Origin of the sequence: Pseudoalteromonas sp. Z1A8 (assembly GCF_011378855.1) — a bacterium.
Classification (GTDB): domain Bacteria; phylum Pseudomonadota; class Gammaproteobacteria; order Enterobacterales; family Alteromonadaceae; genus Pseudoalteromonas.
The window spans coordinates 1-25,787 of the sequence record NZ_WTLB01000031.1 but is presented as its reverse complement, the minus strand read 5'-3'; the positions used below and the strand labels follow the sequence as shown (position 1 = coordinate 25,787).

Below are 25,787 nucleotides of genomic sequence, written 5' to 3'. Positions count from 1 at the left end.
CATGAATAGACGTATTAGCCGGTTAATTAAGTGCGGTTTAATACTCACTTCATTAGTGACTGCATCTGCAGTTGCTAATGAAGATCGTACTAAAAAAGACTTATCAGAAGTTCAAAATGCACTTGAGCAAAGCCAAGCTGAATATAACGCACAAAGAAAAAAAATAGCTAAACTCCAAAAAAACCTTAAAAGTCATGAACTCGATATAGCTAAAAATGCCAAAGCACTTAACATGGCAGAGCAATCAGTAAAAGAAACTAAAACACAGCAAAAAGAGCTACAAAATAAAGCCGACGAGCTCGATAAAAAGCATACTCAGTTTCAAAAAGTCTTAGCCGCGCAACTTAAAAGTGCCTACATGGCGGGTGGCGACGACTATTCTAAAATGCTGTTAAACCAAGAAGACACCGCAAAGTTTGAGCGCACACTAAGTTATTACAACTACTTAAATAAAGCCCGTATTGAACAAATTGAAGATCTAAAAAACCTTCAACAACAAATAGCACAAAACCAAGAAGAGCTTGTTAAAATACAAGAAAAACTAGCGCTTTTATATAATGAGCAAAAAAGGCGCCAAACTGCATTGCTTAATGCACAAAGTGAACGCCAAGCTAATCTTAAAAACTTACAAGCTCAGCTCAACAGCACCAAAAGTTCAATAAACTATTTAAAAGAAAACCAACAAACGTTAGTAACAACGATTGAAGAACTCGAAAAAGAAAAAACACAAAAAATTGAATTACTCGGCCTAAATAAAAGCAAAGGCAAATTAGACTGGCCGAGCAAAGGCAAGTTAGAGCACACATTCGGCCAACGTAAACATGGTGGTATTGATTGGAAAGGCGTATTAATTGGTGCAAAAGAAGGCACTAATATTAATAGCGTCCATAACGGTCAAGTTGTATTCGCCGATTGGCTAAAGGGCTATGGTTGGGTAATTGTTGTAGATCATGGTGAAGGTTTTATGAGCCTATATGGCCACGCTCAAACACTATTAAGAGATGTAGGCGATATGGTACGTGAAGGTGAAACATTAGCCCTAGTTGGCCAAAGCGGCGGACAAGCTACTTCTGGTCTATACTTTGAAATACGCCACAAAGGACGCGCAGTAAATCCTGTAAAATGGTGCAGACGCATTTAATTGAATAAACCGCTGCACCGCATTAGGAGCAGCTGATGACAACTAAAAAAAACGTAATAAATACCATCGATCAAAAAAATACAGGCTTATATATAAGCCTGTATTTACTTGTATTACTAATCTTAATCACCTTTACTAGCAGTGTATTAGCAAGCTCGATTAAAGATCTTAAAAGACAACAAATCGACGAAATACTCTTTAATATTCACGCCTACTACGTTGAAGATCTCACCTTACAAAATAGCCACCACATTAAATATAATAACCAACAGTTTGAGCGCTTATATTCAAAGCTCGATTCTTACTCTAAGTACTTAAATGAACACGAACTAACCTCATTATTTGATAACACAAACGGGCGCTATACAGGCATTGGTATTGAGGTTAAAAATATCGATAAATGTATGACTATTGTTAATGTAGTTGATAATTCCCCCGCAAAAGCAGCAGGTATTCTGCCAGGCGATATTATTGTAAGTGTAAACAACCACACAGCTCAAAACCGTACAATCGATGAAGTAGCAACATTAATACGAGAAAGTAAATTTGCAAATATAGATCTAATTATAAATCGCGGTAACAATAAAAATGCAATTACGTTTCATGTTGCCCGCCGCCAAATAAACCTCGAAAGCGTAACAAGCAAACTGTTAGATTTTGGTACGGGTTATATAGCTATTAATAGTTTTTCTAACCACACTTTACATGAAGTTGCTCTGCAAGTGGCCGCCCTACAAAGTCATTTTGGTTATCCACTTAAAGGCTTAGTCATTGATTTACGCGACAACCCTGGCGGTACATTGCAAAGCGCAGTGGCGGTATCAGATCTATTTTTACAAAGCGGTACTATTGTGACGACCAAAGGACGCTTTTACGATGCAAACCAAGCTTTTTACGCTAAACGTGGCGACATTCTAAAAAATGCCCCCATTGTTGTGCTTATAAATGAAAACTCTGCCTCAGCAGCAGAAATACTAGCCGCAGCCCTTAAAGATAATAAACGGGCAACCGTTGTTGGCAGCCAATCTTTTGGGAAGGGATCGGTGCAATCGCTAATCCCACTCGGTGATGGCAACACTGCATTAAAGCTCACTACTGCTAAATACTTTACGCCGCTAGGAAAGTCGATTGATGGGATAGGAATAACTCCAGATGTGGCTGTTAATCAAACAACCCTTTCACAAAGTAATAAAGCCGTTATAATAAAAAGTGAGCAAATTAACAGTAACGCGCAATTACTCACGAGTAACTTAGCCGATTTACAGTTAGTTAAAGCAAAACAATTACTCAGCATGCAATAGCTTGTATAAGCTGTATAAATAAAGCTAAAAAGATAATAAAAACTATAAACGTGAAAATAATAAAATGGCTAATATTAGCTATTTGTTTTAGCTCAGCAACAATTAGCGCCAAACAAATAGCAATAGTGATAGACGACATAGGCTATCATCAACGGGACTTAGAGTTCCTTTCCTTACCAGGGCAATTGTCGTATTCAATTTTGCCCCACACCCCTTATTCGCAAATTTTTGCAACGCTTGCTAGTCAATCAAATAAAGAACTATTACTCCATGTACCTATGCAGGCTCTTAACGGTAAAGAATTAGGACCAGGCGCGCTTACTTTAAATATGAATAAAGAGCAGCTTCAGCAAACTCTAGGAACAGCTCTCGCTAGTTTGCCGCAAGTTAAAGGCGTTAATAACCACATGGGCTCAGCACTTACGCAGCAAAGCCAAGCTATGAAGTGGACAATGGAAGTGCTTAAAAAGCGCCATTTGTATTTTTTAGATAGCCGTACAACCGATTTAAGCCAAGCACAAAACGCCGCGAACTTTTTAGGTGTTGCTAATATTGGCCGCCAAGTGTTTTTAGACAATATAACTACACCAGAACAACTGCAGCTAAGGCTTGAAGAATTAAAACAACTAGCCACCATCCATAATTCTGCTATTGCAATTGCTCACCCCTACCCAGAAACAATCGAATTTTTACGTCATGCTTTACCCGAGCTAACTAAGCAAGGTTTTGAACTCGTACCGGTTTCGCAGCTGGTTGAACGTAAATATATTCAGTTGGCGCAAGCTGAGGGAAAAGAGGTTAGTGCTCGGTGATATAAGCTTTAAATAATACTATATCAGAATGATAAACTAACCATTCGATAATGCAGAGTATCGGTATGATTTGATAGAATATTTTATCGTTGGGTTTCGCTTCGCTCAAACCAACCTACGTAAAAACAAAAAAGCCCCGCATTTTCATGCAGGGTTTTTTAAATTTGCTGCTTGAGCAATCTTAGCTCATAGCGCTTTGTAACTTTTTCATCGCTGTTTTTTCAAGCTGGCGAACACGTTCAGCAGATACACTATATTTTTGTGCAAGCTCTTGAAGAGTCGCTTTATCATCAGACAACCAACGTGCGCTAACAATATCTTGTGAACGTTCGTCTAGTGTTTTAAGTGCGCTAAATAAACGAGTATGCGCTTGCTCTTTCCACTGTTCTTGTTCAACGTCGTCAGCTAAATCAGCTGCGCCATCTGTTAAGTACTGTACTGGAGAGTACGTGCTTGTTGGTGCGTCGTCGTTATCGTCGCCCGTTAGGTCAAAGCCCATGTCTTGGCCGCTCATGCGCGATTCCATTTCACGAACTTCTTTCTCACTCACACCTAGCTCACTAGCAACAGTGCTAACCTCAGCTTGATTAAACCAACCTAAACGCTTTTTGTTTTTACGAAGATTAAAAAACAATTTACGTTGCGCTTTAGTGGTTGCAACTTTAACTATGCGCCAGTTTTTAAGCACAAACTCGTGAATTTCGGCTTTAATCCAATGCACTGCAAACGATACTAAACGTACACCCACTGAAGGGTCAAAACGTTTAACCGCTTTCATCAGGCCTATATTACCTTCTTGAATAAGGTCAGCTTGTGGCAAGCCGTATCCCGAGTAGCCTTTAGCAATATGTGCTACAAAGCGTAAATGCGACATAATGAGTTGCTTGGCAGCACTAAGATCGCCTTCTTCCTGAAGCTTTTTAGCAAGTTCTTGCTCTTGTTCAACTTTAAGCATAGGGATAGTGCTTACCGCTTGAAGGTAACCGTCCATGCTTGCGCTTTGTTGTCCGACTGTAAGTGCCATTGCGTATAAATCTTTACTCATTTTTCACCTCGGTGATAAACATTTGAAACTATCTTAGCACTCTTTCTTTAAGAGTGCTAACCCCAATTTAAAACTTTTTTAAAGTATAAATCAAGTAGTTTTTTGGTATGTATTTAGTCTACTACAAGCGACTGAATAAGTGATGAATTAAGGGGTTGCAGCAGGTTAACCTCATAGCATCACCTTATTTACAACTCATTACTTCATTGGAGGATAGTACACAAATATGACAGTTTTAATAACAGGAGGTACAACCCAGATTGATATATTACGTATATTAAGCTGGGTTGGTTCACTTATACTTTATCGGGTTCTATTTCTTTAATATAACGATTTACAGAAAGATAAGAACCTACAAACCCTAAGCTTGTTGCAAGTAAAACTAAAAAGCCGAATTCTTTCAATGTTAAGCCAATTAAAGAAAAGCTTGCTTGGTAAACCCCTGCCACACTGCTAACCGCAGAAGATAACCACCACATCATTAAAGCAACAGATATAAAAGCAAATAGCCCGCCTATTACACCATACCAAATACCTGTCCATAAAAATGGTGCGTGTATAAAGGTGTTAGTAGCTCCTACAAGTTTCATTACTTGTATTTCTTCTTTTTTATCCATGATCGACAAGCGAATTGTGTTACCAATAATAAGCGTCACAGAGGTAAGCAATAGTAAGGCAATGGTTATTACACTTTCTTTAAGTAAATCTAGCAAAGCATTTAAACGCTCTAACCACGCTATATCAAGCTTACCAAAATCAACTTCACGTTCACTCTCAAGTTTAGTTAGAAGCGCCTTAGCGGCGTTTGGCTGCCTATTACGCTTTGTTGGCGTAACAAGTACTACATCAGGTAATGGATTTTTATCCAAATACTCTAAAGCCTGCCCAAAACCAGAAACATCTTTAAACTCGGTGAGTGCTTTTTGCTTTGAAATAAACTCAACACTCTCCACTTCTGGGTAAAGTGCTAAACGCTTTACTAAGGTTTGCGTTTCTTGCTCGTTCATACTTTCTTTTACGAATAACGATATTTCACTCGCTTCTTCAAAACCACTGCTTACCTGCTGTACATTTTTAACAACTAAATAAAGTGTTGCAGGAAGCGTTAAGCTCAAGCCAAGTACTGCAATAGTCATTAATGAGGCCAGCGGGGTGCGCCACATTTCACCTAAACTATGCACACCTTGGCGAAATATATTAATAATAAAAAAATAACCGCTAGCTAACACTGATTTTTTTTGCTTGTCGTTACTATTTTGACGACCCTTAAAAAGTAAACTCATAGTGCGCCCTCAGCAAGCGGATCTTGAAGCATTCTGCCATCTTTTAAGGTTAAGCTGCGATACTTCATACGTGCTACCAAACCAAGATCGTGCGTTGCTATCAATACAGTTGTACCGTGTTTATTAAAGTCTTCAAACAGTTTTAGTATTTCCATTGAAAGCTCAGGGTCGAGGTTACCTGTAGGTTCATCGGCTAATAATATTGGCGGAGAGTTCACTATTGCTCTGGCAATACCTACACGTTGCTGTTCACCACCTGAGAGCATAGACGGATGACATTTTATTTTATCTATCAGGCCTACTTTATCGAGCGCACCATGAACCCGTTTAGCAATATGCTTATGGTGAGTACCTTCGATAATTAGTGGTAATGCCACATTATCAAAAATAGTATAACGCTCTAATAAACGGTGATTTTGAAAAATAATACCAATATCACGACGAGCATAGGGAATTTGACGCGAGTTAACTTTGTTTAAATCAACTCCATTGATAGACACACTACCCGCCGATGGACGTTCCATTAAGCTAATTAGCTTAAGCAGTGTACTTTTACCGGCGCCACTATGGCCCGTTAAAAAAGCGAGTTCGCCAGGCTTAATATGAAAATTCACTTTTTCGAGGGCACGGTGCCCACCTGGGTAGGTTTTACTTACTTGCTGAAAATTTATCATCTTTTTATTATGCCAACGCCATTAGTTTATTAGTAACGCTGGTAATCCTCGCAATTAAAAAGGGAGCAAGCTCCCTCTTTTGGTAAATTAAACGTCGTCCTCATCTTGGCTAAATAACGCATCAATAAAGTCATCGCTCTTGAAAGCGCGTAAATCATCAATACCTTCACCAACACCAATGTAACGAATTGGAATATTAAACTTATCTGCGACCGCAAAAATAACACCACCTTTTGCAGTTCCATCAAGTTTTGAAAGCGTAATACCCGTTAAACCAACACACTGATTAAACAAGTTTACTTGGCTAATTGCATTTTGACCTGTACCAGCATCGATGGTTAACATCACCTCATGCGGCGCATCAGGGTCGATCTTTTTCATTACGCGAGCTATCTTTTCAAGCTCTTGCATTAAATTATCTTTATTTTGCAAGCGTCCAGCTGTATCAGCAATTAACACATCTACATTACGTGCTTTTGCAGCTTGAAATGCATCAAAAACAACCGATGCACTATCCGCACCTGTATGCTGGGCAATAACAGGGATGCTGTTACGCTCTCCCCAAACCTGTAATTGCTCTACAGCTGCGGCTCTAAATGTATCACCAGCAGCAAGCATTACAGACTTACCTTCATTTTGAAATTGCTTTGCCATTTTACCAATAGTCGTTGTTTTACCAACACCGTTAACGCCAACCATTAAAATAACAAACGGCTTTTTATCTTCGCTTATAACTAAAGGCTGTTCAGCCGTTTTAAGCATAGCCGCCATTTCTTGTTTCATTAACTCATAAAGCGCATCACCATCTTTTAGCTGTTTACGGTTTGCAGCATCAGTTAGGCTATCAATCAACTTCATGGTGGTATCAACGCCTAAATCGGCGGTGAGCAATTGTGTTTCAAGATCTTCAAATAATTCGTCATCTATTTTTTTACCACTAAAAATAGATGAAAAACCCGAGCCTATATTTACACGAGTTTTTAATAAGCCTTTTTTAAGACGCGAGAAAAAACCTTCTTTTTTCGGCTTCTCTGCTTTTTTAGCTTCATCTTTTGCAAGCTCAGCAGTAAGTCGCTCTTGCTCTAAGCGCTCGTTTTCTGCTTTTTCAGCCGCAATACGTTCTTGCTCTAAACGTTCATTCTCTGCTTGTTCCGCAGCAATGCGTTCTTGCTCTAGGCGCTCGCTTTCAGCTTGTTCCGCTGCGATACGCTCTTGCTCTAGGCGCTCGTTTTCTGCTTTTTCAGCTGCAATACGCTCTTGCTCTAAACGTTCATTTTCTGCTTTTTCAGCAGCAATGCGCTCTTGCTCTAAACGTTCATTTTCTGCTTTTTCTAAAGCAATGCGCTCTTGCTCTAAACGCTCGTTCTGTGCTTTTTCAGCAGCAATGCGTTCTTGATCTAAACGCATTTGCGCTTCTTGTTCTGCTAAACGTTTTGCTTGCTCTTGTCTTTGTGCTTCAGCGTCCGCTTGTTCTTTTACTAATAGCTCAGCATTAGCTTGCTCTATTGCAAGCTTTTCAGCCTTTATTGCCTCATTCTTTTCTTCAAGGCGAATTAGCTCTAGTCGTTCAGCCTCTACTTTTTCTGCAGCCAATCGCTCTTGCTCTAAGAGCATCTGTGATTCTTGTTCAGCTAAACGTTGTGCATGTTCTTGTCTTTGTGCTTCTGCATCAATTTGTTGTTTTGCAAGTAATTCAGCATTGCCTTGCTCAATTGCAATCTTTTCTGCGTTTTCAGCACGCTCTTGTTCTACACGCTCTATTTCAGCCTCAGCGTGTAGACGTTTGGCCTCAGCTTGCTCTGCTGCAATACGCTCTTGTTCTAAACGCTTTGTTTCAGCCTCAGCGTGTAAACGTTCGGCCTCAGCTTGCTCTGCTGCAATACGCTCTTGTTCTAAACGCTTTGTTTCAGCCTCTGCTTGTAAACGTTCGGCCTCGGCTTGCTCTGCTGCAATACGCTCTTGTTCTAAACGCTTTGTTTCAGCCTCAGCATGTAAACGTTCTGCTTCAGCCTGCTGCGCAAGCTTTTCTTGCTCTAGCTTCTGCGCTTCTTCTTGCGCTAATGCTTGTTGTTTATCAGCGGCTGCTTTTTGCTCTGCTTCTTTTTTATCTGACTTGCCAAAACCGAGCCACGACATGAATTTACTTTTTTTTGTCATACTTGCTAATAACCACTTATAAAAATCTGATAAACTAAAATTTGAAATAGCTTGGCAATGCCCAGCAATAGTTGCAAATAAATACAACCATTCAAAACGTAAGTGTTCAATAGTAACACTTTTAATACGGTTGAAAAATGAAGCTACACGTAATCGCCGATAATATTATCTGAGCTAGATACCATATACCATTTTTTAGTGAGCTAAATGAGAAAAAAAACAACGCAAAATAAAGCTACTAACAAGCCCATTGATGGCTTTATTAGAGTAATTAGCGGACAATTTCGAGGCCGAAAACTTCCCGTTAAAAATGTAGATGGCTTAAGGCCTACTACCGACCGAATTAAAGAAACTGTATTTAATTGGTTAATGCAAGATACGCGTGACGCAAATGTACTTGATTGTTTTGCAGGTTCTGGTGGATTAGGGTTTGAAGCGCTATCTCGTTTTGCTAAAAGCGCTATATTTATCGAGCTCGACTCATCAGCAGCTAAGCAATTAGAGCAAAACATCAGCACTTTAAAGCTCGACAACGCACACGTTAAACATACTAATTCGATCTCCTTTTTAGAGCAAAAAAACACAAGTGAAGCGTTTAATCTTGTATTTGTTGACCCACCATTTCGTAAAGATTTAGCACAAACAACCTGCGATTTATTAGAAAAAAACCAATGGTTAAGCGACAATGCATTAATTTATGTTGAAGTAGAAACCGAATTAACCACCTTTAACAACCCAAGCAACTGGTTGTTAATTAAAGAAAAAAAGGCAGGGCAAGTGTTTTGTAAGCTCTACCAGCGCCAAGCAAATTAATACTGTTTTACATGATGCGTTTCTGTTAATATTGTCCTTTACATGTGGTGTTGCTTCGGATTACAATACCGCACCATTTTTGAACCACTTGATCAATGTTTGATCAACTTGAGCAACGCTCATAATTTAGGTAGGTGAATTTTTAATGCCAGTAATTAAAGTAAGAGAGAACGAACCGTTTGACGTAGCACTTCGTCGCTTCAAGCGTTCATGTGAAAAAGCAGGAATCCTTTCAGAAGTTCGTCGTCGCGAGCACTATGAAAAACCAACAGCTGAGCGTAAGCGTAAAAAAGCTGCTGCAGTAAAACGTCACATGAAAAAACTTTCTCGTGATAACGCACGTCGCGTTAAATTATACTAATATATTAGGTCTTGTATAAATGAGCCTTTTAATAACGCTAAAAGATGCGCAAAAAGATGCGATGAGAGCTAAAGACAAACAACGTCTTAACCCTATTCGTATGGTACTTGCTGCAATCAAGCAACGTGAAATTGACGAGCGCATAGAACTAGACGACGCAGGTATTACCTCCGTTATAGTGAAGCTTGTTAAACAACGTCGTGACTCTTACACTCAGTACAAAGATGCTGGGCGTGATGATTTAGCTGATATTGAAGCCAATGAAATAGTAGCACTTGAAACTTTTTTACCTCAACAATTGAGTGAAGAAGAAATTATTGCTCTCATTGATGCGGCTATTGCTGATACTAACGCAGCTGGTATGCAAGACATGGGTAAAGTAATGGGTATAATCAAAAGCAAAGCCGAAGGTCGTGCCGATATGGGCAAGATTTCTGGTTTAATTAAGCAACGATTAACTGCCTAATACTCCCACATACATTAAAGTATGATTGAAGTGAACCGAGCCTTGCGCTCGGTTTCTTTGTTTTTAACTTTAATAAAAAGTACACCTACTAGGTTACTTTAAAATGAAATTTTTTATAGCTTCCCTATTTATTTTGCTATCATTTTGGTAAGTTAAAGCACGCTATACTTTGCACCAAGCAAGTATAAAAAGTAAATTTCATATTCGTTATTCTTCTTATTATTTCAGGACTGTATTTTACTAATGGCTGGAAAGATCCCACGTAACTTTATAGATGATTTACTTGCCAGAACCGATATTGTCGACCTGATAGACTCAAAAGTAGGTCTAAAAAAAGCAGGTAAAGATTATCAAGCTTGCTGCCCTTTCCATAACGAAAAATCGCCTTCATTTACCGTATCGCAAGACAAACAGTTTTACCACTGCTTTGGTTGTGGCGCTAACGGCAATGCTATTTCGTTTGTAATGGAGTACGAAAAGCTTGAATTTGTAGACGCTATTGAAGAGCTTGCGAGCATACTTAATTTAGATGTTCCTCGCGAACAAGGTACAAGCTCTGGACCTGAACGTACTGCAGCGCAAAAACGTTCTGATTACGACTTAATGCTTCATACTGCACGTTTTTATCAGCATCAATTAAAACATCACAGTAATTCTGCCGCCGTTATTGAATATGTAAAAGGCCGTGGTTTAAGTGGCGAAACAGTTAAAAAGTTTATGATTGGCTATGCTCCCAGCGAGTGGGATGGTTTATGCCTACAGCTAGGTCGTAATAAAGAGCAAAAAGAGCAATTGGTTGAATTAAAACTTGCCTCAGAAAAAACACCTGGTAGGCAGTTTGATTTTTTCCGCGATCGTTTAATGTTCCCTATTCGCGATAAGCGCGGGCGCGTTATTGCCTTTGGTGGGCGTGTAATGCAAGCCGACCAAGGACCTAAATATCTAAACTCGCCAGAGACCCGAATTTTCCATAAAGGCTTTGAACTTTATGGACTTTATGAAGCAAAGCAAGCCCATAAAAAACTTGAGCATGTAATGGTTGTGGAAGGTTACATGGATGTTGTTGCCTTAGCCGAGCAAGGGATTGAATATGCCGTTGCATCACTAGGTACCGCAACAACAAGCGAGCACATGCATACGCTGTTTAGAACAACAGATAAAGTAATCTGTTGTTACGATGGCGACAGAGCTGGCCGTGATGCAGCTTGGAGAGCGCTTGAAAACGCACTTCCTTACTTAAATGATGGTAAAGCACTGCAATTTGCATTTTTACCCGATGGTGAAGATCCAGATACGTTAGTACAAAAAGAAGGTAAAGAACAATTTGAACTGCGCCTAGGCCAAGCAGATGACTTTACCAAAGTATTGTTTAATAAATTAAGCCAAGAAGTTGATTTAACACTCGACTCAGGAAAAGCTAAATTGCTTAGTGCAGCGCTACCACTAATTGAAAAAATTCCAAGTGAATTTTACCAAGAAAACATTCTTGAACAATTAGGTCGTTTAATCGGAAGAACACGAGAGCAACTTAATAATCGTTTAAAAACACCTAAGCAGCAGCATTCAATTGAACGTAAATTTAAAATAACACCGATGCGCCAAGCGATTGGTATTTTAATTCAGCACCCTAATTTAGCTAAAAGTGTGCCGTACTTACCAGAACTCGCGCAAATGAATATTGCTGGCATAGGCCTGTTATTACGCTTACAAGAACAAGCCCTAGAAAAAGAAAATGTTACCACCGCGCAATTGCTCGAATTTTTCAGAGGAACTGAAGATTATGAGCCATTAATAAAGCTTGCAACGTGGCAACACGAAATAAATGAAGAACGTTTAGAGACGGTTTTTAAAAATACTTTCAAGTTTATTGAAGATCAGTGTTTAAATTATCGACTCGAGACCCTATTAATAAAGGACAAGACTCAAGGCCTTAGTAGCGACGAAAGACTTGAGTGTCATTTGTTAATGACAGCGTTAAAAGCCACTAACAGTTAGGGTCTGTTTATCTTTTGAGGTTAAGTTTACAGCAGTGTGTTTGGTATTTAGACAAGGCAGAGCCTATGTAGTGTGGTTATTCCACATAAATAGGCGATAACGCAGCATAAATGCCGAACACGCGCTGCCCTTTGGGTTCGTCCCAAGGGAGGTTTACTCTTTGTTGCCAGGTTTTTACTTAGCCCACTAGGTTACAAACCTGGCGCCGCGATTAAACCACCCTTGGATAGAACAAACTTTAATCCTGAAAGGCCAACAGACCCTAGTCAAAATTGATTTAAACTGTTATACTGTGCTATTCACTGCGTCACATTATTCTAGTTGGCTTTAATGCAAACTACATGATGGCGCCTGTTGTATCAACTTATCAGAGTGGAAGAAACAATCTCTATGGATCCAACTCCTCAGTCACAATTAAAACTTCTGATTCAAAAAGGTAAAGAGCAAGGCTACTTAACTTTTGCAGAAGTAAATGATCACCTTCCACAAGACATTATAGACTCAGATCAAGTAGAAGATATCATAAGCATGATTAATGATATGGGTATCAAGGTTAGCGAAAACGCGCCTGATGCTGATGAATTAATGATGCAAGAAACAACGACAGACGAAGACGCAGCTGAAGCTGCCGCTGCAGCACTTGCAACTGTAGAAAAAGAAATCGGCCGTACAACGGATCCGGTTCGCATGTACATGCGCGAAATGGGTACTGTTGAACTTCTTACACGTGAAGGCGAAATTGTAATCGCTAAACGTATTGAAGAAGGCATTAACCAGGTACAGATTTCTGTTGCAGAGTACCCTGAAGCAATTACTTACCTACTCGAGCAGTGGGACAAGTTTGAAGCTGAAGAAATGCGTTTAAGCGATATCATCGTTGGATTTATCGATCCGAATGAAGATACAGCGCCAATTTCAGCAACAAACATCGGTTCAGAATTAAGTGCTAAGCAACTTGATGATGACGATAAAGATGACAAAGATGATGCTGATAGCGATGACGAAGATGAAGAAGAAGTAGACACAGGTCCAGATCCTGAAGAAGCTCGTATTCACTTTGAAAACTTACGTGATTTATACAACAAAGCACGTGATACGTTTGAAGCTAAAGGTCGTTCGCATCCTGAATCACAAGCCGCCATTTTTGAAATCGGTGAGCTTTTCAGAACCTTTAAATTAATACCTAAACAGTTTGACCGCATGGTAAATAACATGCGTGAAATGATGGATCGTGTTCGCGTTCAAGAACGTCTAATCATGAAACAAGCTGTACAAATTGCTAAATTACCGAAGAAAACATTCGTTAAGCACTTTGCTAATAACGAAACTGACGCATCTTGGGTTGATTTAGAAATTTCAGGTAACGAAAAGTATTCAGCTAAACTTGAAGAAGTTAAGCCAGAAATCATTCGTAGCATTAATAAATTATCTGTTATTGAACAAACAACAGGTTTAAGCATTGAGCGTATTAAAGACATTAACCGTCGAATGAGCATTGGTGAAGCGAAAGCACGCCGTGCGAAAAAAGAAATGGTTGAAGCTAACTTACGTCTTGTAATCTCAATTGCTAAAAAATACACAAACCGTGGCTTACAATTCTTGGATTTAATTCAAGAAGGTAACATTGGTCTGATGAAAGCGGTTGATAAGTTTGAATATCGCCGTGGTTATAAGTTCTCTACTTATGCTACGTGGTGGATACGTCAAGCAATCACTCGCTCTATTGCTGACCAAGCAAGAACAATCCGTATTCCGGTACATATGATTGAAACGATTAATAAACTTAACCGTATTTCTCGTCAAATGTTACAAGAAATGGGTCGTGAGCCAAATCCAGAAGAATTAGCAGAACGCATGATGATGCCTGAGGATAAAATCCGTAAGGTACTTAAGATTGCTAAAGAGCCAATTTCAATGGAAACACCAATCGGTGATGATGAAGATTCTCACTTGGGTGACTTTATCGAAGATACAACTATTGATTCGCCAATCGATTCGGCAACAATGGAGTCTCTTCGTGGCGCAACTAACGATGTACTAGCAGGCCTAACAGCCCGTGAAGCTAAAGTACTACGTATGCGTTTTGGTATTGATATGAATACCGACCACACCTTAGAAGAAGTAGGTAAACAGTTTGACGTAACACGTGAACGTATTCGTCAAATAGAAGCGAAAGCGCTGCGTAAATTACGCCACCCTTCTCGCTCAGATTTACTGAAAAGCTTTTTAGACGCTAAATAATTTAGCGCTACTATATAAACTAAAAAGGCCGCTATAGCGGCCTTTTTTCTATTTGAAGGAAATAATCATGGCTTGGATCCAAATTCGTATTAACGCCAATGCTGCAACAGCAGATGCAGTAAGTGACCTATTAATGGAAGCGGGTAGTGCTTCAGTAACCTTTATTGACGCAAAAGACACCCCTATTTACGAACCCAAAATTGGCACCGTTGTATTCTGGGCTGATACAACAGTAATTGGCTTGTTTGAAGCTAATCACGATATGAATGCAGTCGTTGCGTTATTGAAACGCCATGATGAGCTAAAAGACAATTTAGTATACAAAATAGAGCAACTTGAGGATAAAGACTGGGAACGTGAATGGATGGATAACTTCCACCCGATTCAATTTGGTGAAAGGCTATGGATTTGTCCAAGCTGGCGCGATATTCCAGACCCTACTGCGGTAAATGTACTACTTGACCCTGGCCTTGCTTTTGGCACCGGCACACATGCAACAACGGCCTTATGTCTTAAGTGGTTAGAAAGCCAAGACCTAACAGGTAAAACAGTTGTTGATTTTGGTTGTGGTTCAGGGATTTTAGGTATCGCAGCGATAAAATTAGGTGCAGAGCGCATGATTGGGATTGATATTGACCCTCAAGCACTCGAAGCAAGCCTAGATAACGCTAACCGAAATGGTGTTGCAGACAAACTTGAAGTGTACCTGCCAGAAAACCAACCTGAGTTTACTGCTGATATAGTAGTGGCAAATATTTTAGCCCAGCCACTTCGCGAATTGCATAGTGTAATTTTAGGCTTATTAAAGCCTGGCGGCAAAATTGCCATGTCGGGTATTTTAGAAGAACAAGCGCAATCAGTTGCTGATATTTATGCACCCTTTATTGAGCTAGATGATATTGCCGTTGAAGGTGATTGGACTCGAGTAAGTGGCACCAAAAAAGCCTAATAAATCGCATAATCAAATTTAGAGCATTAACTCAAAACATCTGCGTAAAGCCTGTATTTAACAGGCTTTACTATTTTTTTACATATCAAAATATTTTCTGATTATTGTATAAAAAATAAAGACTGTACGAATTTCAAACAAATAAACCCAATTGTCATATGGTTATCAAAAGTCAATACGAAAAGGGCAAAAAAAAGTTACTTTTGTTCAATTTATAGCCTTTGATTTTTGCTAAAAAAACCGTAAACTTAGCGCCCCTTGAAAAGAGGCCTATTGAATATAGTGCGTATCGGTAAATACCAACTTGAGAATAATGTAATTGTCGCGCCAATGGCTGGCATTACAGACAGACCATTTAGACAACTTTGCCGTCGTTTAGGCGCAGGGCTAGCTGTTTCTGAAATGCTATCGTCTAATCCTAAGGTTTGGAAAACGGAAAAGTCGATGAATCGTATGGATCACAGCGGTGAGTCGGGTATACGCGCGGTGCAAATTGCAGGAGCAGACCCTGAGCTTATGGCGCAGGCCGCACAATTCAATGTTGCTAACGGTGCACAGATCATAGATATCAATATGGGGTGCCCAGCAAAAAAAGTGAACAAGAAACTCGCAGGCTCTGCCTTATTACAGTTTCCTGAACTTGTGGAAGAGATTATTGATGCAGTCGTTAATGCTGTTGATATACCTGTGACACTTAAAATTCGTACAGGATGGGATCCGGATAACCGTAATGGTGTAGAGATTGCGAGAATAGCTGAACGTTATGGCATTGCATCACTTGCTGTACATGGGCGTACGCGCGCATGTATGTACAAAGGTGATGCTGAGTACGCCACGATTAGGGATATAAAACGTTCAGTGTCGATTCCTGTTGTTGCCAATGGTGATATTACATCACCAGAAAAAGCAAAGCAGGTTTTAGACTATACGGGTGCAGATGCCATTATGATTGGCCGAGCCGCCCAAGGTCGCCCTTGGATATTTAGGGAGATAGACCACTATTTGCGAACTGGGGAACATTTACAGCCACCTGCTATTGCAGAGGTACGCAGTATTTTAATGGAGCATTTAACAAACCTCCATATGTTTTACGGTGAGCCGATGGGAGCGCGAATTGCTCGCAAACATGTATCTTGGTATTTGCAAACCCATGACAGTGATGGTCAGTTTAGGCGAGTATTTAATGCGCTCGACAACCCACAAGCACAGGTCGTCGCATTAGAGCAATACTTTAAAACACTAGCAGCTAACTAAGAAAGAAAGAGACTTAATAATGTTCGAACAAAACGTGACTTCTCCATTTATCACTAACCCTCATGTTCAGTCACACGAGAAACCGCAGCCATTGCGTGATGCAGTAAAAAAAGCTGTTCACCACTATTTAAAACAGCTTAACGGTCAAGATGTGCAAGACGTTTACGACCTTGTTCTTTCAGAGCTAGAAGCGCCATTACTTGAAGAAGTAATGACATATACACGTGGTAACCAAACTCGTGCAGCTATTTTACTAGGTATCAACCGTGGTACTTTACGTAAAAAGCTTAAAAAATACGGCATGAACTAATACCAATTATATTGAAAGCGTAAGTATTCTAACGAGCTAAACAAGCCCATAACTTCGTTAAAAATTTCTTATGTAGAATAACTACACAGCAAAATTTTTGCCTTGTTATAGACTTGTTTTTCTATCGTTATAACTACTTACTAATCCAATACAACTGGTATTATGCAAAAAAAGCACCCTCGGGTGCTTTTTTTATGCCTACAACTTATTAACCAAATTGCAGAATGCTCACGCTTATTAAGCCTTTATAAGTCGTTTTTTGAGTAGTAATCAGTTAAAATGCCCGCTTCTAAGCTAGCTCATTAACTGAGGAAATCAAACTACAATGGATACTCATCGTCCCATTCGTCGCGCACTATTAAGTGTGTCTGATAAAACCGGTATTGTTGAATTTGCCCGCGCACTAGAAGCGCAAGGTGTTGATATATTATCAACTGGCGGCACATGTAAACTTCTTGCTGAAAACAACATAAAAGTGACTGAAGTGTCAGATCACACAGGTCATCCAGAAATTATGGATGGTCGTGTAAAAACACTTCACCCAAAAATTCACGGCGGTATCTTAGCCCGTCGCGGACAAGATGAAAACGTAATGGCAGATAACAACATTTCTGCTATCGACATAGTTGTAGTTAACTTATACCCCTTTGCGAATACTGTCGCTCAAGAAAACTGCAGCCTTGAAGATGCCATTGAAAATATTGATATTGGCGGCCCTACAATGGTTCGTGCAGCAGCTAAAAACCACAAAGACGTAACTATTGTGGTAAACGCGAGCGACTACGACCGTGTTATTAGTGAAATGCAAAGCAACAATGGCTCAACAACATACAAAACACGTTTTGATTTAGCTATTGCTGCTTACGAGCATACAGCCGCATACGATGGCATGATTGCGAACTACTTTGGTAAAATGGTTCCTGATTACACAGAGGAAGCGGCTGAAGAGACTAAATTCCCACGTACTATTAATATGCAGTTTACTAAAAAGCAAGATATGCGTTACGGTGAAAACTCACACCAAGATGCTGCTTTTTATGTTGAAAGTGACATTGCTGAAGCATCAGTTGCCACAGCAACTCAACTGCAAGGTAAGGCCCTTTCGTTTAATAACATTGCAGATACCGACGCAGCACTTGAGTGTGTTAAAGAATTTGACGTACCAGCGTGCGTAATTGTAAAGCACGCTAACCCGTGTGGTGTTTCAATTGGGGGCAATATTCTTGAGGCATACGAGCGCGCTTTTAAAACAGACCCTACATCAGCATTTGGTGGCATTATTGCCTTTAACCGAGAGCTAGATGCCGCAACTGCACAAGCAATTGTTGACCGTCAGTTTGTTGAAGTAATTATTGCACCTAGTATTTCGAGCGACGCTGCAATAATTGTTGAAGCTAAAAAGAACGTACGCTTATTAGAATGCGGTCAGTGGACAGGTAAAGCTGCAGGACAAGATATTAAACGCGTTAATGGCGGTATTTTAGTTCAAGATCGCGACTTAGGCATGGTAACGCAAGGCGACTTAAAAGTTGTTTCTAAGCGCCAGCCTACAGAGCAAGAACTTAAAGATTTACTGTTTTGCTGGAAAGTAGCTAAGTTTGTTAAATCAAACGCGATTGTTTATGCCCGTGACGGCATGACTATTGGTGTAGGTGCAGGCCAAATGAGCCGCGTATACTCAGCTAAAATTGCAGGCATTAAAGCAGCTGACGAAAACCTTGAAGTTAAAGGTTCAGTAATGGCATCTGACGCATTCTTCCCATTCCGTGATGGAATTGACGCAGCCGCAGCCGCTGGTATTACTGCGGTAATTCAGCCTGGTGGCTCAATGCGTGATGAAGAAGTGATTGCAGCCGCTGATGAAGCCGGTATGGCAATGGTACTTACTGGTATGCGCCATTTCCGCCACTAATCACACAAAGGGTTAAACGTTGGTTTAACCCTTTTTGTTTGCTATAAATTCACGTATTCTGATTATTCAATAACCTATTTAAAATTATAATGTGAAGGAACAAACAATGAAATTTGCGCTAAAATCGCTACTTGTAGCCACACTAACGATGACATCGACTATGGCGCTTAGCCATAACCACGAATCGAGCCTTGAGCATGCACTTCAATCAAGCGAACGCAGCGCTAAAAACAGCGTTCGTGACGAATATCGTCACCCGGCTCAAACATTGGCATTTTTTGGCTTTAAACCAACTATGACAGTTGTTGAAATTGCGCCAGGCGGTGGTTGGTATAGTGAAATTTTAGCGCCAGCACTAAAAGAGCAAGGCACTTACTATGCCGCGCACTTTCCTGCTGATTCATCAGTTGGCTACTACCAACGCTCTCTTGCGGGCTTTAAACAAAAAGTAGCTGAAGATGAGCGCTTTAGTAGCGTTAAAATTACTGAGTTTGCACCTGTAACACATTTAGATATTGCGCCAGCTGGCAGTGCCGATATGGTTTTAACGTTCCGTAATGTGCATAACTGGTATATGGGCAAAGATAAAAGCGGTGCATTAAGTGCATTCCAAGCTTTTTATAAAGCCCTTAAACCAGGTGGTACATTAGGTTTAGTTGAACACCGTTTAGCTGAAGAGCGTGCTGACGAAGATCAAAAAACATCAGGTTATATGAAGCAGAGCTACGTAGTCGACCTAGCTAAACAAGCTGGGTTTGAATTAGTTGCAAGCAGTGAAATAAATGCAAATCCAAAAGATACAGCCGATCATCCTAAGGGTGTATGGACGCTACCACCAAGCTTAAGACTCGGCGAACAAGATGCCGACAAATATAAAGCCATTGGTGAAAGCGACCGCATGACGCTGAAATTTAAGAAACCGCTTTAAATAGGAATTTTCGCCATGAATGTTTTAGTCATTGGCAGCGGCGGCCGCGAACACGCTCTTGCGTTTAAAGCCGCTCAAAACACCAAAGTAAATACTGTATTTGTAGCCCCTGGTAATGCAGGTACTGCACTTGAACCAAAACTTGAAAACGTAGCAATAAACGTTGACGACTTAGAGGGTCTACTTAGTTTTGCACAGCAAAATAAGGTAGAGCTTACTATTGTAGGTCCAGAAATACCTTTAGTACTGGGTGTTGTTGATAAGTTTCGTGAACATAACATGGCTATTTTTGGCCCTACAGCGGGTGCAGCTCAGCTTGAAGGCTCTAAATCGTTTACTAAAGACTTTTTAGCACGTCATAATATTCCATCAGGCGATTACCAAACGTTTGAACAAATTGACCCTGCCCTTGCTTATTTAAAAGAAAAAGGCGCGCCAATTGTTGTAAAAGCAGATGGTTTAGCTGCTGGTAAAGGCGTAATTGTCGCCATGACCGAAGCTGATGCTGAAGAGGCTATTCGCGATATGCTTGCGGGTAATGCGTTTGGCGATGCGGGAAGTCGTGTTGTTATCGAAGAGTTTTTAGAGGGTGAAGAAGCGTCTTTCATTGTAATGGTTGATGGCAAAAACGTATTACCCTTTGCTACCAGTCAGGATCATAAACGCGCTTACAATGGCGATGCGGGTCCTAACACGGGTGGCATGGGTGCATACTCACCTGCGCCAGTTGTTACTGATGAAATCCACCAGCGTATTATGAACGAAGTGATCTACCCTACGGTAGAGGGCATGGCAAGCGAAGGCCATCCGTACACCGGCTTTTTATACGCAGGTTTGATGATTGACGAAACAGGTACCCCTAAAGTAATCGAGTACAACTGTCGTTTTGGCGACCCTGAAACTCAACCAATGATGCTACGTTTGCAATCAGACCTAGTTGAATTGATTGAGGCTGCTAACCGTGTAGAACTTGATAAAACAACGATTAAGTTTGACCCACGCGCAGCTGTGGGTGTTGTACTTGCAGCTAAAGGTTACCCTGGTGATTACCCTAAAGGTGATGCAATTTCGGGACTAAAAGTTGATTACCCTGCAGGTGAAAAAGTGTTTCATGCAGGTACTAAGCAAAGTGGCAATGACGTTGTAACCGCAGGCGGTCGCGTATTATGCGCAACAGCACTCGGTAACACTGTTACGCAAGCACAGCAGCGCGCCTATGAGCTTGTTAAAGAAATTAGCTGGAATGGTATGGAATATCGTACAGATATAGCTTACCGTGCTATTGCACGCGAGCAATAGCCTATAATGCCTATTCATTGGTATAACCAGTTAATTTAACTAAAAAAGCGCAGTTTACCTGCGCTTTTTTAGTGCTACACTAATTAAAAGGTTTTTTAAAAGTACACAAACGTTGGAACTAAGAACTTTACGCTATCATTCAATTGCTGTTGCCATACTGATATTTATATTTTTTATAATCAGTACATTGGCATCAAACTTAGTCGTGCCTACACGATATACAATTGATAAAACGGCTCCAATGTACCTCGATTACGCCTACTATATTGACGAAACCAAAACTAAAACATTCGACACTATTATTAACCAACCTGAACTACTTACCCATCAACCATTTTCAGATGTTCCATGGAGTTTTAGCCAGCAAAACTATTGGTTATTTCTTGATTTAGAAAATAAAAGCCTTAATAAGCAAAATGTTGTAGCGCACTTTGACAATCCTATGGTCGACCATCTTACGGTTTATCGCCTTGATAAAAACAATAAACTAATTGAAACATACAAGTTAGGCGATAAAGAGGAAGGCCTCTCTTTGTTTGAATATAGCGTGCCGCATATTCGTTTTTTGGTAGAGAGAAGATCTTCACAGCGTTTGGTAATGAAAATAGACACAATCGGTATAAGTAAAACACCTGTAAACTTATATCGTGATAAAGAGTTTATTGATTTAGTTCGCTCACAAACGGGGATCTGGGGAATCTTTGTAGGCGTGCTATTAATGGCTGCACTTTATAACTTGGTGCTTTACTTTGGTATAAAGGACCGTGTTTATTTAATTTATATTGGTTACATCGTTAGCGCTATAACGTTAATGGGAGCCGTACTAGGCTTTGGCTTTTATTTATGGCCTAAGCAATGGCAACTATTTATTCACGAGCAAGTCGTGTTTAGTAATTACGGGGTCGCCTTTTTTACCCTTGCCTTTTGCACCATGTTTTTACGCTATCATAAAGATAAATGCTGGCGCTATAAAATGAGCATAACCTTACTTTGGCTTATGTTTGTTCTTGCTGTATGTAGCTTGTTTATTCCTGAAAGCATAGCGGCGCCTATATTTTTTGGTGTGATGGCAGTCTTATATATTGCCTGTATTATTTTAATATATAACAAGTTACGCAGTGGTTTTAGATGGGCTAAATTTTATGTTTTTTCATGGGTACCACTAATAATTGGTGCGGTAATTCAACCTATGGAACTCACCGGTTTTTTACCGTATACCTTTACAACTCGCCATGCCTTTTTAGTCGCTATTTTGTGTGAAGTTATTTTAATGGCCATGGCATTAGCAGACCGAGTAAGGTATCAGCGCGAACGTGCGCTTTACCATGCCACGCACACACAACAAACAAAATTACTTAATAGCTCTAAACTAAAACAAGCATTTATGGCACTACAAAGCCAAAATCGCTCAACAACTTTGTGTTTAATAAAAATACGTCACTTTAATTCACTCAATACTATTATTACCTCATCTCAGGGCTACACACTTATAAAGCATGTGGCCAAAGAGCTTGAATTAGAACTAAGCCATGAACGCGAATTTACAAACCTCGAAACAGATTTAAACACCAGCCCACGCTTAGCCGATTTAAGCAGTGGCGTATTTGCCTGTATTTCTACTAAAACACAAAACCAAGAAATGCTAGAAGCACTACTGACTAAAATAATTAGCAGCCTACCAAAACAATATGAAATTAAAGGGCTAAACCTGCAGCTTAGTTACAGTATAGGTATTAGTAGTGCAGGTAAGAGTAACGACTTTGAATATTGGTTAAAGCGTGGTTATTTAGCGCTTAAAAAAGCAAAAGGTAGTGTTAATCAAGTTGGGTCATCGTCAAACGGTAATAACCTGATGATGGACGTTGCTCTAGCCGCTAAGCTGCAGCAAGCTATCAAAACAAATCAACTAGCGCTTTACTACCAACCTCAAATTAATTTATTGAGTAACAACGTCAGTGGTGCTGAGGCTTTATTACGTTGGCCAGACCCAACTTACAGTAACTTATCAATAGAGGAGTTGATAACACTTGCTGAGCACACCGGCATTATTAACGAGCTAACACTGTGGGTAATAGAGCAAGCCTGTAAAGACATAGTTGAGCTTATAAAAAATGGCTATAACGAGCATACAATTAGTGTAAATTTGAGTGCTAAAAATCTAACTATAAATAACTTAGCCGAAAAAGTAGAAAACATTTTAATTAAATACCAAGTGCCAGCTTACTTACTTAAATTTGAGCTAACCGAATCAGCCTTTGTAGACAGCCAAGATGCACTTATAAAGTTAGTTGATGAGTTAACAGCATTAGGTATTAAAGTGGTATTGGATGACTTTGGAACTGGCTATGCGTCACTTAGTTACTTAGTTAATTATCACTTTAGTGAGCTTAAAATAGATAAGTCGTTTGTTTTTGATTTACCTAATAACCCAACTCACCAAGTTATTGTACAAACAGCGATTGATATGGCGCATAACCTCAATTTATCAATAACAATTGAAGGAGTAGAAACACAAGAGATTCATCACTTACTCAAAGATATGAACGCTGATAACGCCCAAGGTTATTTATACGCAAAAGCACTGCCTTACACCGACTATTTACACTTCTTAAAAAGCCAATATAGCTTAAAAATGTTAGACTCCTCTTTTTAACATCTTTAGGGGCCAAGTAAAGATGCAAGGCACACTGCGTAAACTAAAATCGAGCTTAACCGAACCAGTACAATATCACTTACCTGTAGGTGAACACCTAGTAGACTTAAATGCATTTATAGGTAGAGAACTTACGCTTACCTTTAGCGGCACTATTTTATGCTCTAACTGCGGTAAAAAAACTAAAAAAAGCTATTCTCAAGGTCACTGTTTTGTATGTATGCGCAAGCTCGCTAGTTGCGATATGTGTATTATGAAACCAGAAACCTGTCACTACGACCAAGGCACCTGTCGAGAGCCAGAATGGGGTGAAGCGAATTGCATGATCCCACACTATGTATATCTCGCTAATACCTCAGGGTTAAAAGTGGGTATTACTCGCCACACACAAATACCGATTCGTTGGGTTGATCAGGGTGCGACTCAAGCATTGCCTATTTTTAAAGTGCAAACTCGCCTGCAATCAGGTTTAGTGGAAGTTGCATTGGCTGAATTTATTGCCGACAAAACTAATTGGCGCAATATGCTAAAAGGTCAAAACGAAGCAATTGACTTAAAAGCCGCTGCAGCCGAACTGATCCCACAAATTAGTGAAAAGCTAAACGAGTTAAGTGAGTTATTTGGCGCAACAGCAATAGAACAGCTTGATGAAGATGTGGTTGATTTAGATTTTCCGGTAACCGAGTACCCAACAAAAATCAGCTCATTTAACTTTGATAAAGACCCCGTTGTAAGCGGTGTTTTACAAGGTATTAAAGGTCAGTACTTAATCTTTGAAAAAGGCGTTATTAATATTCGTAAATTTACGTCTTACGAAGTAACCGTAGGCTAACTGGGCTATGTTAAACAGCTACCCACAGTTATTGGTTATTTATAATGAGCTTGAAATAGCCCATAACCAACAAGAGCAACAAGAGTGCTTACACAGCGTTATGCAAAGTGAGCTAGGCGATGTGCGAGTACTTAATAAGCAAGGTGACTTCCTTAATTTACAAGGCACTGTTTGCCCTGAATTGAATGGCGAGCAGCTAGCACAGCTTGTTACAGCTTACTTATTAAATGAAGGACAATGTTGCCTTGGTAAAATTAAAACCCTAAGCACAACCCAGGCGTTTGATTTACTAGAGTTATAAAACCCTCTTTAAAGCTCAGTAAGCACTTTTATATGCGCTACAGCACTTCTACCCAACGCTGATAGCGCATAGCCACCTTCTAAATACGAGATAACACCTTTGCATCCGCCCTCTTTTGTTACTTTACATAGCTGCTCGGTAAGCCAAATGTAGTCATCTTCAACAAACTTTAAGCTCGCCATATCATCTTCTAGGTGGGCATCAAACCCTGCGCTTATAAAAAGTAATTCAGGCTTAAACGCTTTTAATTTTGGTAACCATTGCTGAGTAAATACCTCTTTTAGGTCATCGCCATTGCTGGCAATTGGCAAAGGAGAATTAACTATATGGTTATTATTTTTAACCGCTGTATTTGGGTAAAACGGATACTGAAATAACGAACAAAGCAGTACGTTTTCGTCATCAATAAAAATGTCTTGTGTGCCATTACCGTGGTGTACATCAAAGTCAGCAATCGCAATCCGCTTAATCCCTTTGCTTTGTGCGTACTTAACGGCAATAGCTAAGTTATTAAACACACAAAACCCAGATGACGAATCTTTATTAGCATGATGCCCTGGCGGGCGTACTGAGCAAAACGCAGCATCGAGTTTGTCGGCAAGTATTTCATCAACCGCTAACAACCCGGCACCTACTGCACGCTCAATCGCTTTAAACGAATCGGGGCACAGCCACGTATCGCCGTCTAAATTAGCGAGCCCTTCGGTTGGTAGCGTGTTTTCTACGTGTTTAATGAGCGCTTCATCATGGGCTAATAAATAATGCTCACGCTCAGCCTTAGGCGCTTGTAGGTGTGTTAAGCCAACATCTACACCACTTGCAAGTAATCGGTCGGTAATTGCATCTAGGCGCTCTGGGCACTCGGGATGGTCATCTATCATTTTATGTTTACGGCAATGAGGATGAGAAATAACAGCGGTACGCATAAAAAGTCCCTTACAAGGTGTAAAAACTTAATATAACAAAGCCACCGACAGGTTAACACCGATCAGTTAAGGTATTTTTGATCGGTTGACCGATCTTTTGGTTGCTTCACAATACCCTTATCATCTTTTGATTA

At 40.0% G+C, this 25,787-nt stretch carries 22 protein-coding genes; 17 read left to right on the top strand and 5 right to left on the bottom strand.

Translation table 11 applies throughout. The features are described from left to right. Position 1: 1 nt before the first annotated feature. Genes GQR55_RS12920 through GQR55_RS12910 form a run of 3 tightly spaced genes read left to right on the top strand, consistent with a single transcriptional unit; the run spans position 2 to position 3,254 of the window. Complete coding sequence (locus GQR55_RS12920) at positions 2-1,141, top strand: peptidoglycan DD-metalloendopeptidase family protein (protein ID WP_166420931.1); 1,140 nt, start codon at positions 2-4, stop codon at positions 1,139-1,141. 35 nt (positions 1,142-1,176) lie between these two features. Then, positions 1,177-2,442 (top strand): S41 family peptidase, encoded by a 1,266-nt coding sequence (locus tag GQR55_RS12915; RefSeq protein WP_166420930.1) that lies wholly within the window; start codon positions 1,177-1,179, stop codon positions 2,440-2,442. Between the two features lie 50 nt (positions 2,443-2,492). Beyond that, complete coding sequence (locus GQR55_RS12910; RefSeq protein WP_166420929.1) at positions 2,493-3,254, top strand: divergent polysaccharide deacetylase family protein; 762 nt, start codon at positions 2,493-2,495, stop codon at positions 3,252-3,254. Positions 3,255-3,435: 181 nt separating this feature from the next. Here GQR55_RS12910 and rpoH read toward each other — a convergent pair whose 3' ends face one another. The 4 genes from rpoH to ftsY form a co-directional block, all read right to left on the bottom strand. Further along, positions 3,436-4,299, bottom strand: a complete 864-nt coding sequence (gene rpoH / locus GQR55_RS12905; protein ID WP_149593817.1) for an RNA polymerase sigma factor RpoH — start codon at positions 4,297-4,299, stop codon at positions 3,436-3,438. Positions 4,300-4,595: 296 nt separating this feature from the next. Further along, the gene (gene ftsX / locus GQR55_RS12900) at positions 4,596-5,582 is read right to left on the bottom strand and encodes a permease-like cell division protein FtsX (protein ID WP_166420928.1); all 987 of its coding nucleotides are present in this window, start codon (positions 5,580-5,582) and stop codon (positions 4,596-4,598) included. Continuing rightward, positions 5,579-6,256, bottom strand: coding sequence for a cell division ATP-binding protein FtsE (gene ftsE / locus GQR55_RS12895; protein WP_166420927.1), 678 nt, complete (start codon positions 6,254-6,256; stop codon positions 5,579-5,581). The genes ftsX and ftsE overlap by 4 nt, the downstream gene beginning before the upstream one ends. A gap of 87 nt (positions 6,257-6,343) precedes the next feature. Next, positions 6,344-8,413: a signal recognition particle-docking protein FtsY gene (gene ftsY, locus GQR55_RS12890; RefSeq protein WP_166420926.1), complete on the bottom strand. Its 2,070-nt coding sequence runs from the start codon at positions 8,411-8,413 to the stop codon at positions 6,344-6,346. A 207-nt stretch (positions 8,414-8,620) separates the two neighbouring features. Between ftsY and rsmD the strand changes: the two genes are divergently transcribed. From rsmD to GQR55_RS12820, 14 genes are all read left to right on the top strand, one after another. Then, entirely contained in the window at positions 8,621-9,226 is a 606-nt protein-coding gene (rsmD, locus tag GQR55_RS12885; protein ID WP_166420925.1) for a 16S rRNA (guanine(966)-N(2))-methyltransferase RsmD, read from the top strand. Positions 9,227-9,371: 145 nt separating this feature from the next. Continuing rightward, on the top strand, positions 9,372-9,587 hold the full coding sequence (gene rpsU, locus GQR55_RS12880; RefSeq protein WP_002957797.1) for a 30S ribosomal protein S21: 216 nt from the start codon (positions 9,372-9,374) through the stop codon (positions 9,585-9,587). A gap of 19 nt (positions 9,588-9,606) precedes the next feature. Continuing rightward, positions 9,607-10,053, top strand: a complete 447-nt coding sequence (locus GQR55_RS12875; RefSeq protein WP_165741272.1) for a GatB/YqeY domain-containing protein — start codon at positions 9,607-9,609, stop codon at positions 10,051-10,053. A gap of 243 nt (positions 10,054-10,296) precedes the next feature. Continuing rightward, positions 10,297-12,048 carry a DNA primase gene (dnaG, locus tag GQR55_RS12870; protein ID WP_166420924.1) on the top strand — a complete coding sequence of 584 codons (1,752 nt, stop codon included), beginning with the start codon at positions 10,297-10,299 and terminating at the stop codon, positions 12,046-12,048. Positions 12,049-12,438: 390 nt separating this feature from the next. Continuing rightward, positions 12,439-14,289, top strand: coding sequence for an RNA polymerase sigma factor RpoD (rpoD, locus tag GQR55_RS12865; protein ID WP_166420923.1), 1,851 nt, complete (start codon positions 12,439-12,441; stop codon positions 14,287-14,289). 67 nt (positions 14,290-14,356) lie between these two features. Next, positions 14,357-15,238, top strand: coding sequence for a 50S ribosomal protein L11 methyltransferase (gene prmA, locus GQR55_RS12860; protein ID WP_024600157.1), 882 nt, complete (start codon positions 14,357-14,359; stop codon positions 15,236-15,238). 282 nt (positions 15,239-15,520) lie between these two features. Next, positions 15,521-16,492 carry a tRNA dihydrouridine synthase DusB gene (gene dusB / locus GQR55_RS12855; RefSeq protein WP_024603689.1) on the top strand — a complete coding sequence of 324 codons (972 nt, stop codon included), beginning with the start codon at positions 15,521-15,523 and terminating at the stop codon, positions 16,490-16,492. Between the two features lie 19 nt (positions 16,493-16,511). After that, the gene (gene fis, locus GQR55_RS12850) at positions 16,512-16,802 is read left to right on the top strand and encodes a DNA-binding transcriptional regulator Fis (RefSeq protein ID WP_002957804.1); all 291 of its coding nucleotides are present in this window, start codon (positions 16,512-16,514) and stop codon (positions 16,800-16,802) included. A 325-nt stretch (positions 16,803-17,127) separates the two neighbouring features. Continuing rightward, the gene (purH, locus tag GQR55_RS12845; RefSeq protein WP_166420922.1) at positions 17,128-18,714 is read left to right on the top strand and encodes a bifunctional phosphoribosylaminoimidazolecarboxamide formyltransferase/IMP cyclohydrolase; all 1,587 of its coding nucleotides are present in this window, start codon (positions 17,128-17,130) and stop codon (positions 18,712-18,714) included. 106 nt (positions 18,715-18,820) lie between these two features. Then, a complete protein-coding gene (locus tag GQR55_RS12840; RefSeq protein ID WP_007586523.1) occupies positions 18,821-19,642 on the top strand; it encodes a class I SAM-dependent methyltransferase in 822 nt (273 codons plus the stop codon). A gap of 15 nt (positions 19,643-19,657) precedes the next feature. Further along, positions 19,658-20,941, top strand: a complete 1,284-nt coding sequence (gene purD / locus GQR55_RS12835) for a phosphoribosylamine--glycine ligase (RefSeq protein ID WP_166420921.1) — start codon at positions 19,658-19,660, stop codon at positions 20,939-20,941. Positions 20,942-21,053: 112 nt separating this feature from the next. Beyond that, positions 21,054-23,594, top strand: a complete 2,541-nt coding sequence (locus tag GQR55_RS12830; RefSeq protein ID WP_166420920.1) for an EAL domain-containing protein — start codon at positions 21,054-21,056, stop codon at positions 23,592-23,594. 22 nt (positions 23,595-23,616) lie between these two features. After that, the gene (locus GQR55_RS12825; protein WP_166420919.1) at positions 23,617-24,426 is read left to right on the top strand and encodes a DUF2797 domain-containing protein; all 810 of its coding nucleotides are present in this window, start codon (positions 23,617-23,619) and stop codon (positions 24,424-24,426) included. Between the two features lie 7 nt (positions 24,427-24,433). Next, on the top strand, positions 24,434-24,727 hold the full coding sequence (locus GQR55_RS12820) for a hypothetical protein (RefSeq protein ID WP_166420918.1): 294 nt from the start codon (positions 24,434-24,436) through the stop codon (positions 24,725-24,727). A gap of 8 nt (positions 24,728-24,735) precedes the next feature. Here GQR55_RS12820 and GQR55_RS12815 read toward each other — a convergent pair whose 3' ends face one another. Next, the gene (locus GQR55_RS12815) at positions 24,736-25,653 is read right to left on the bottom strand and encodes a histone deacetylase family protein (protein ID WP_166420917.1); all 918 of its coding nucleotides are present in this window, start codon (positions 25,651-25,653) and stop codon (positions 24,736-24,738) included. Positions 25,654-25,787: the final 134 nt, after the last annotated feature.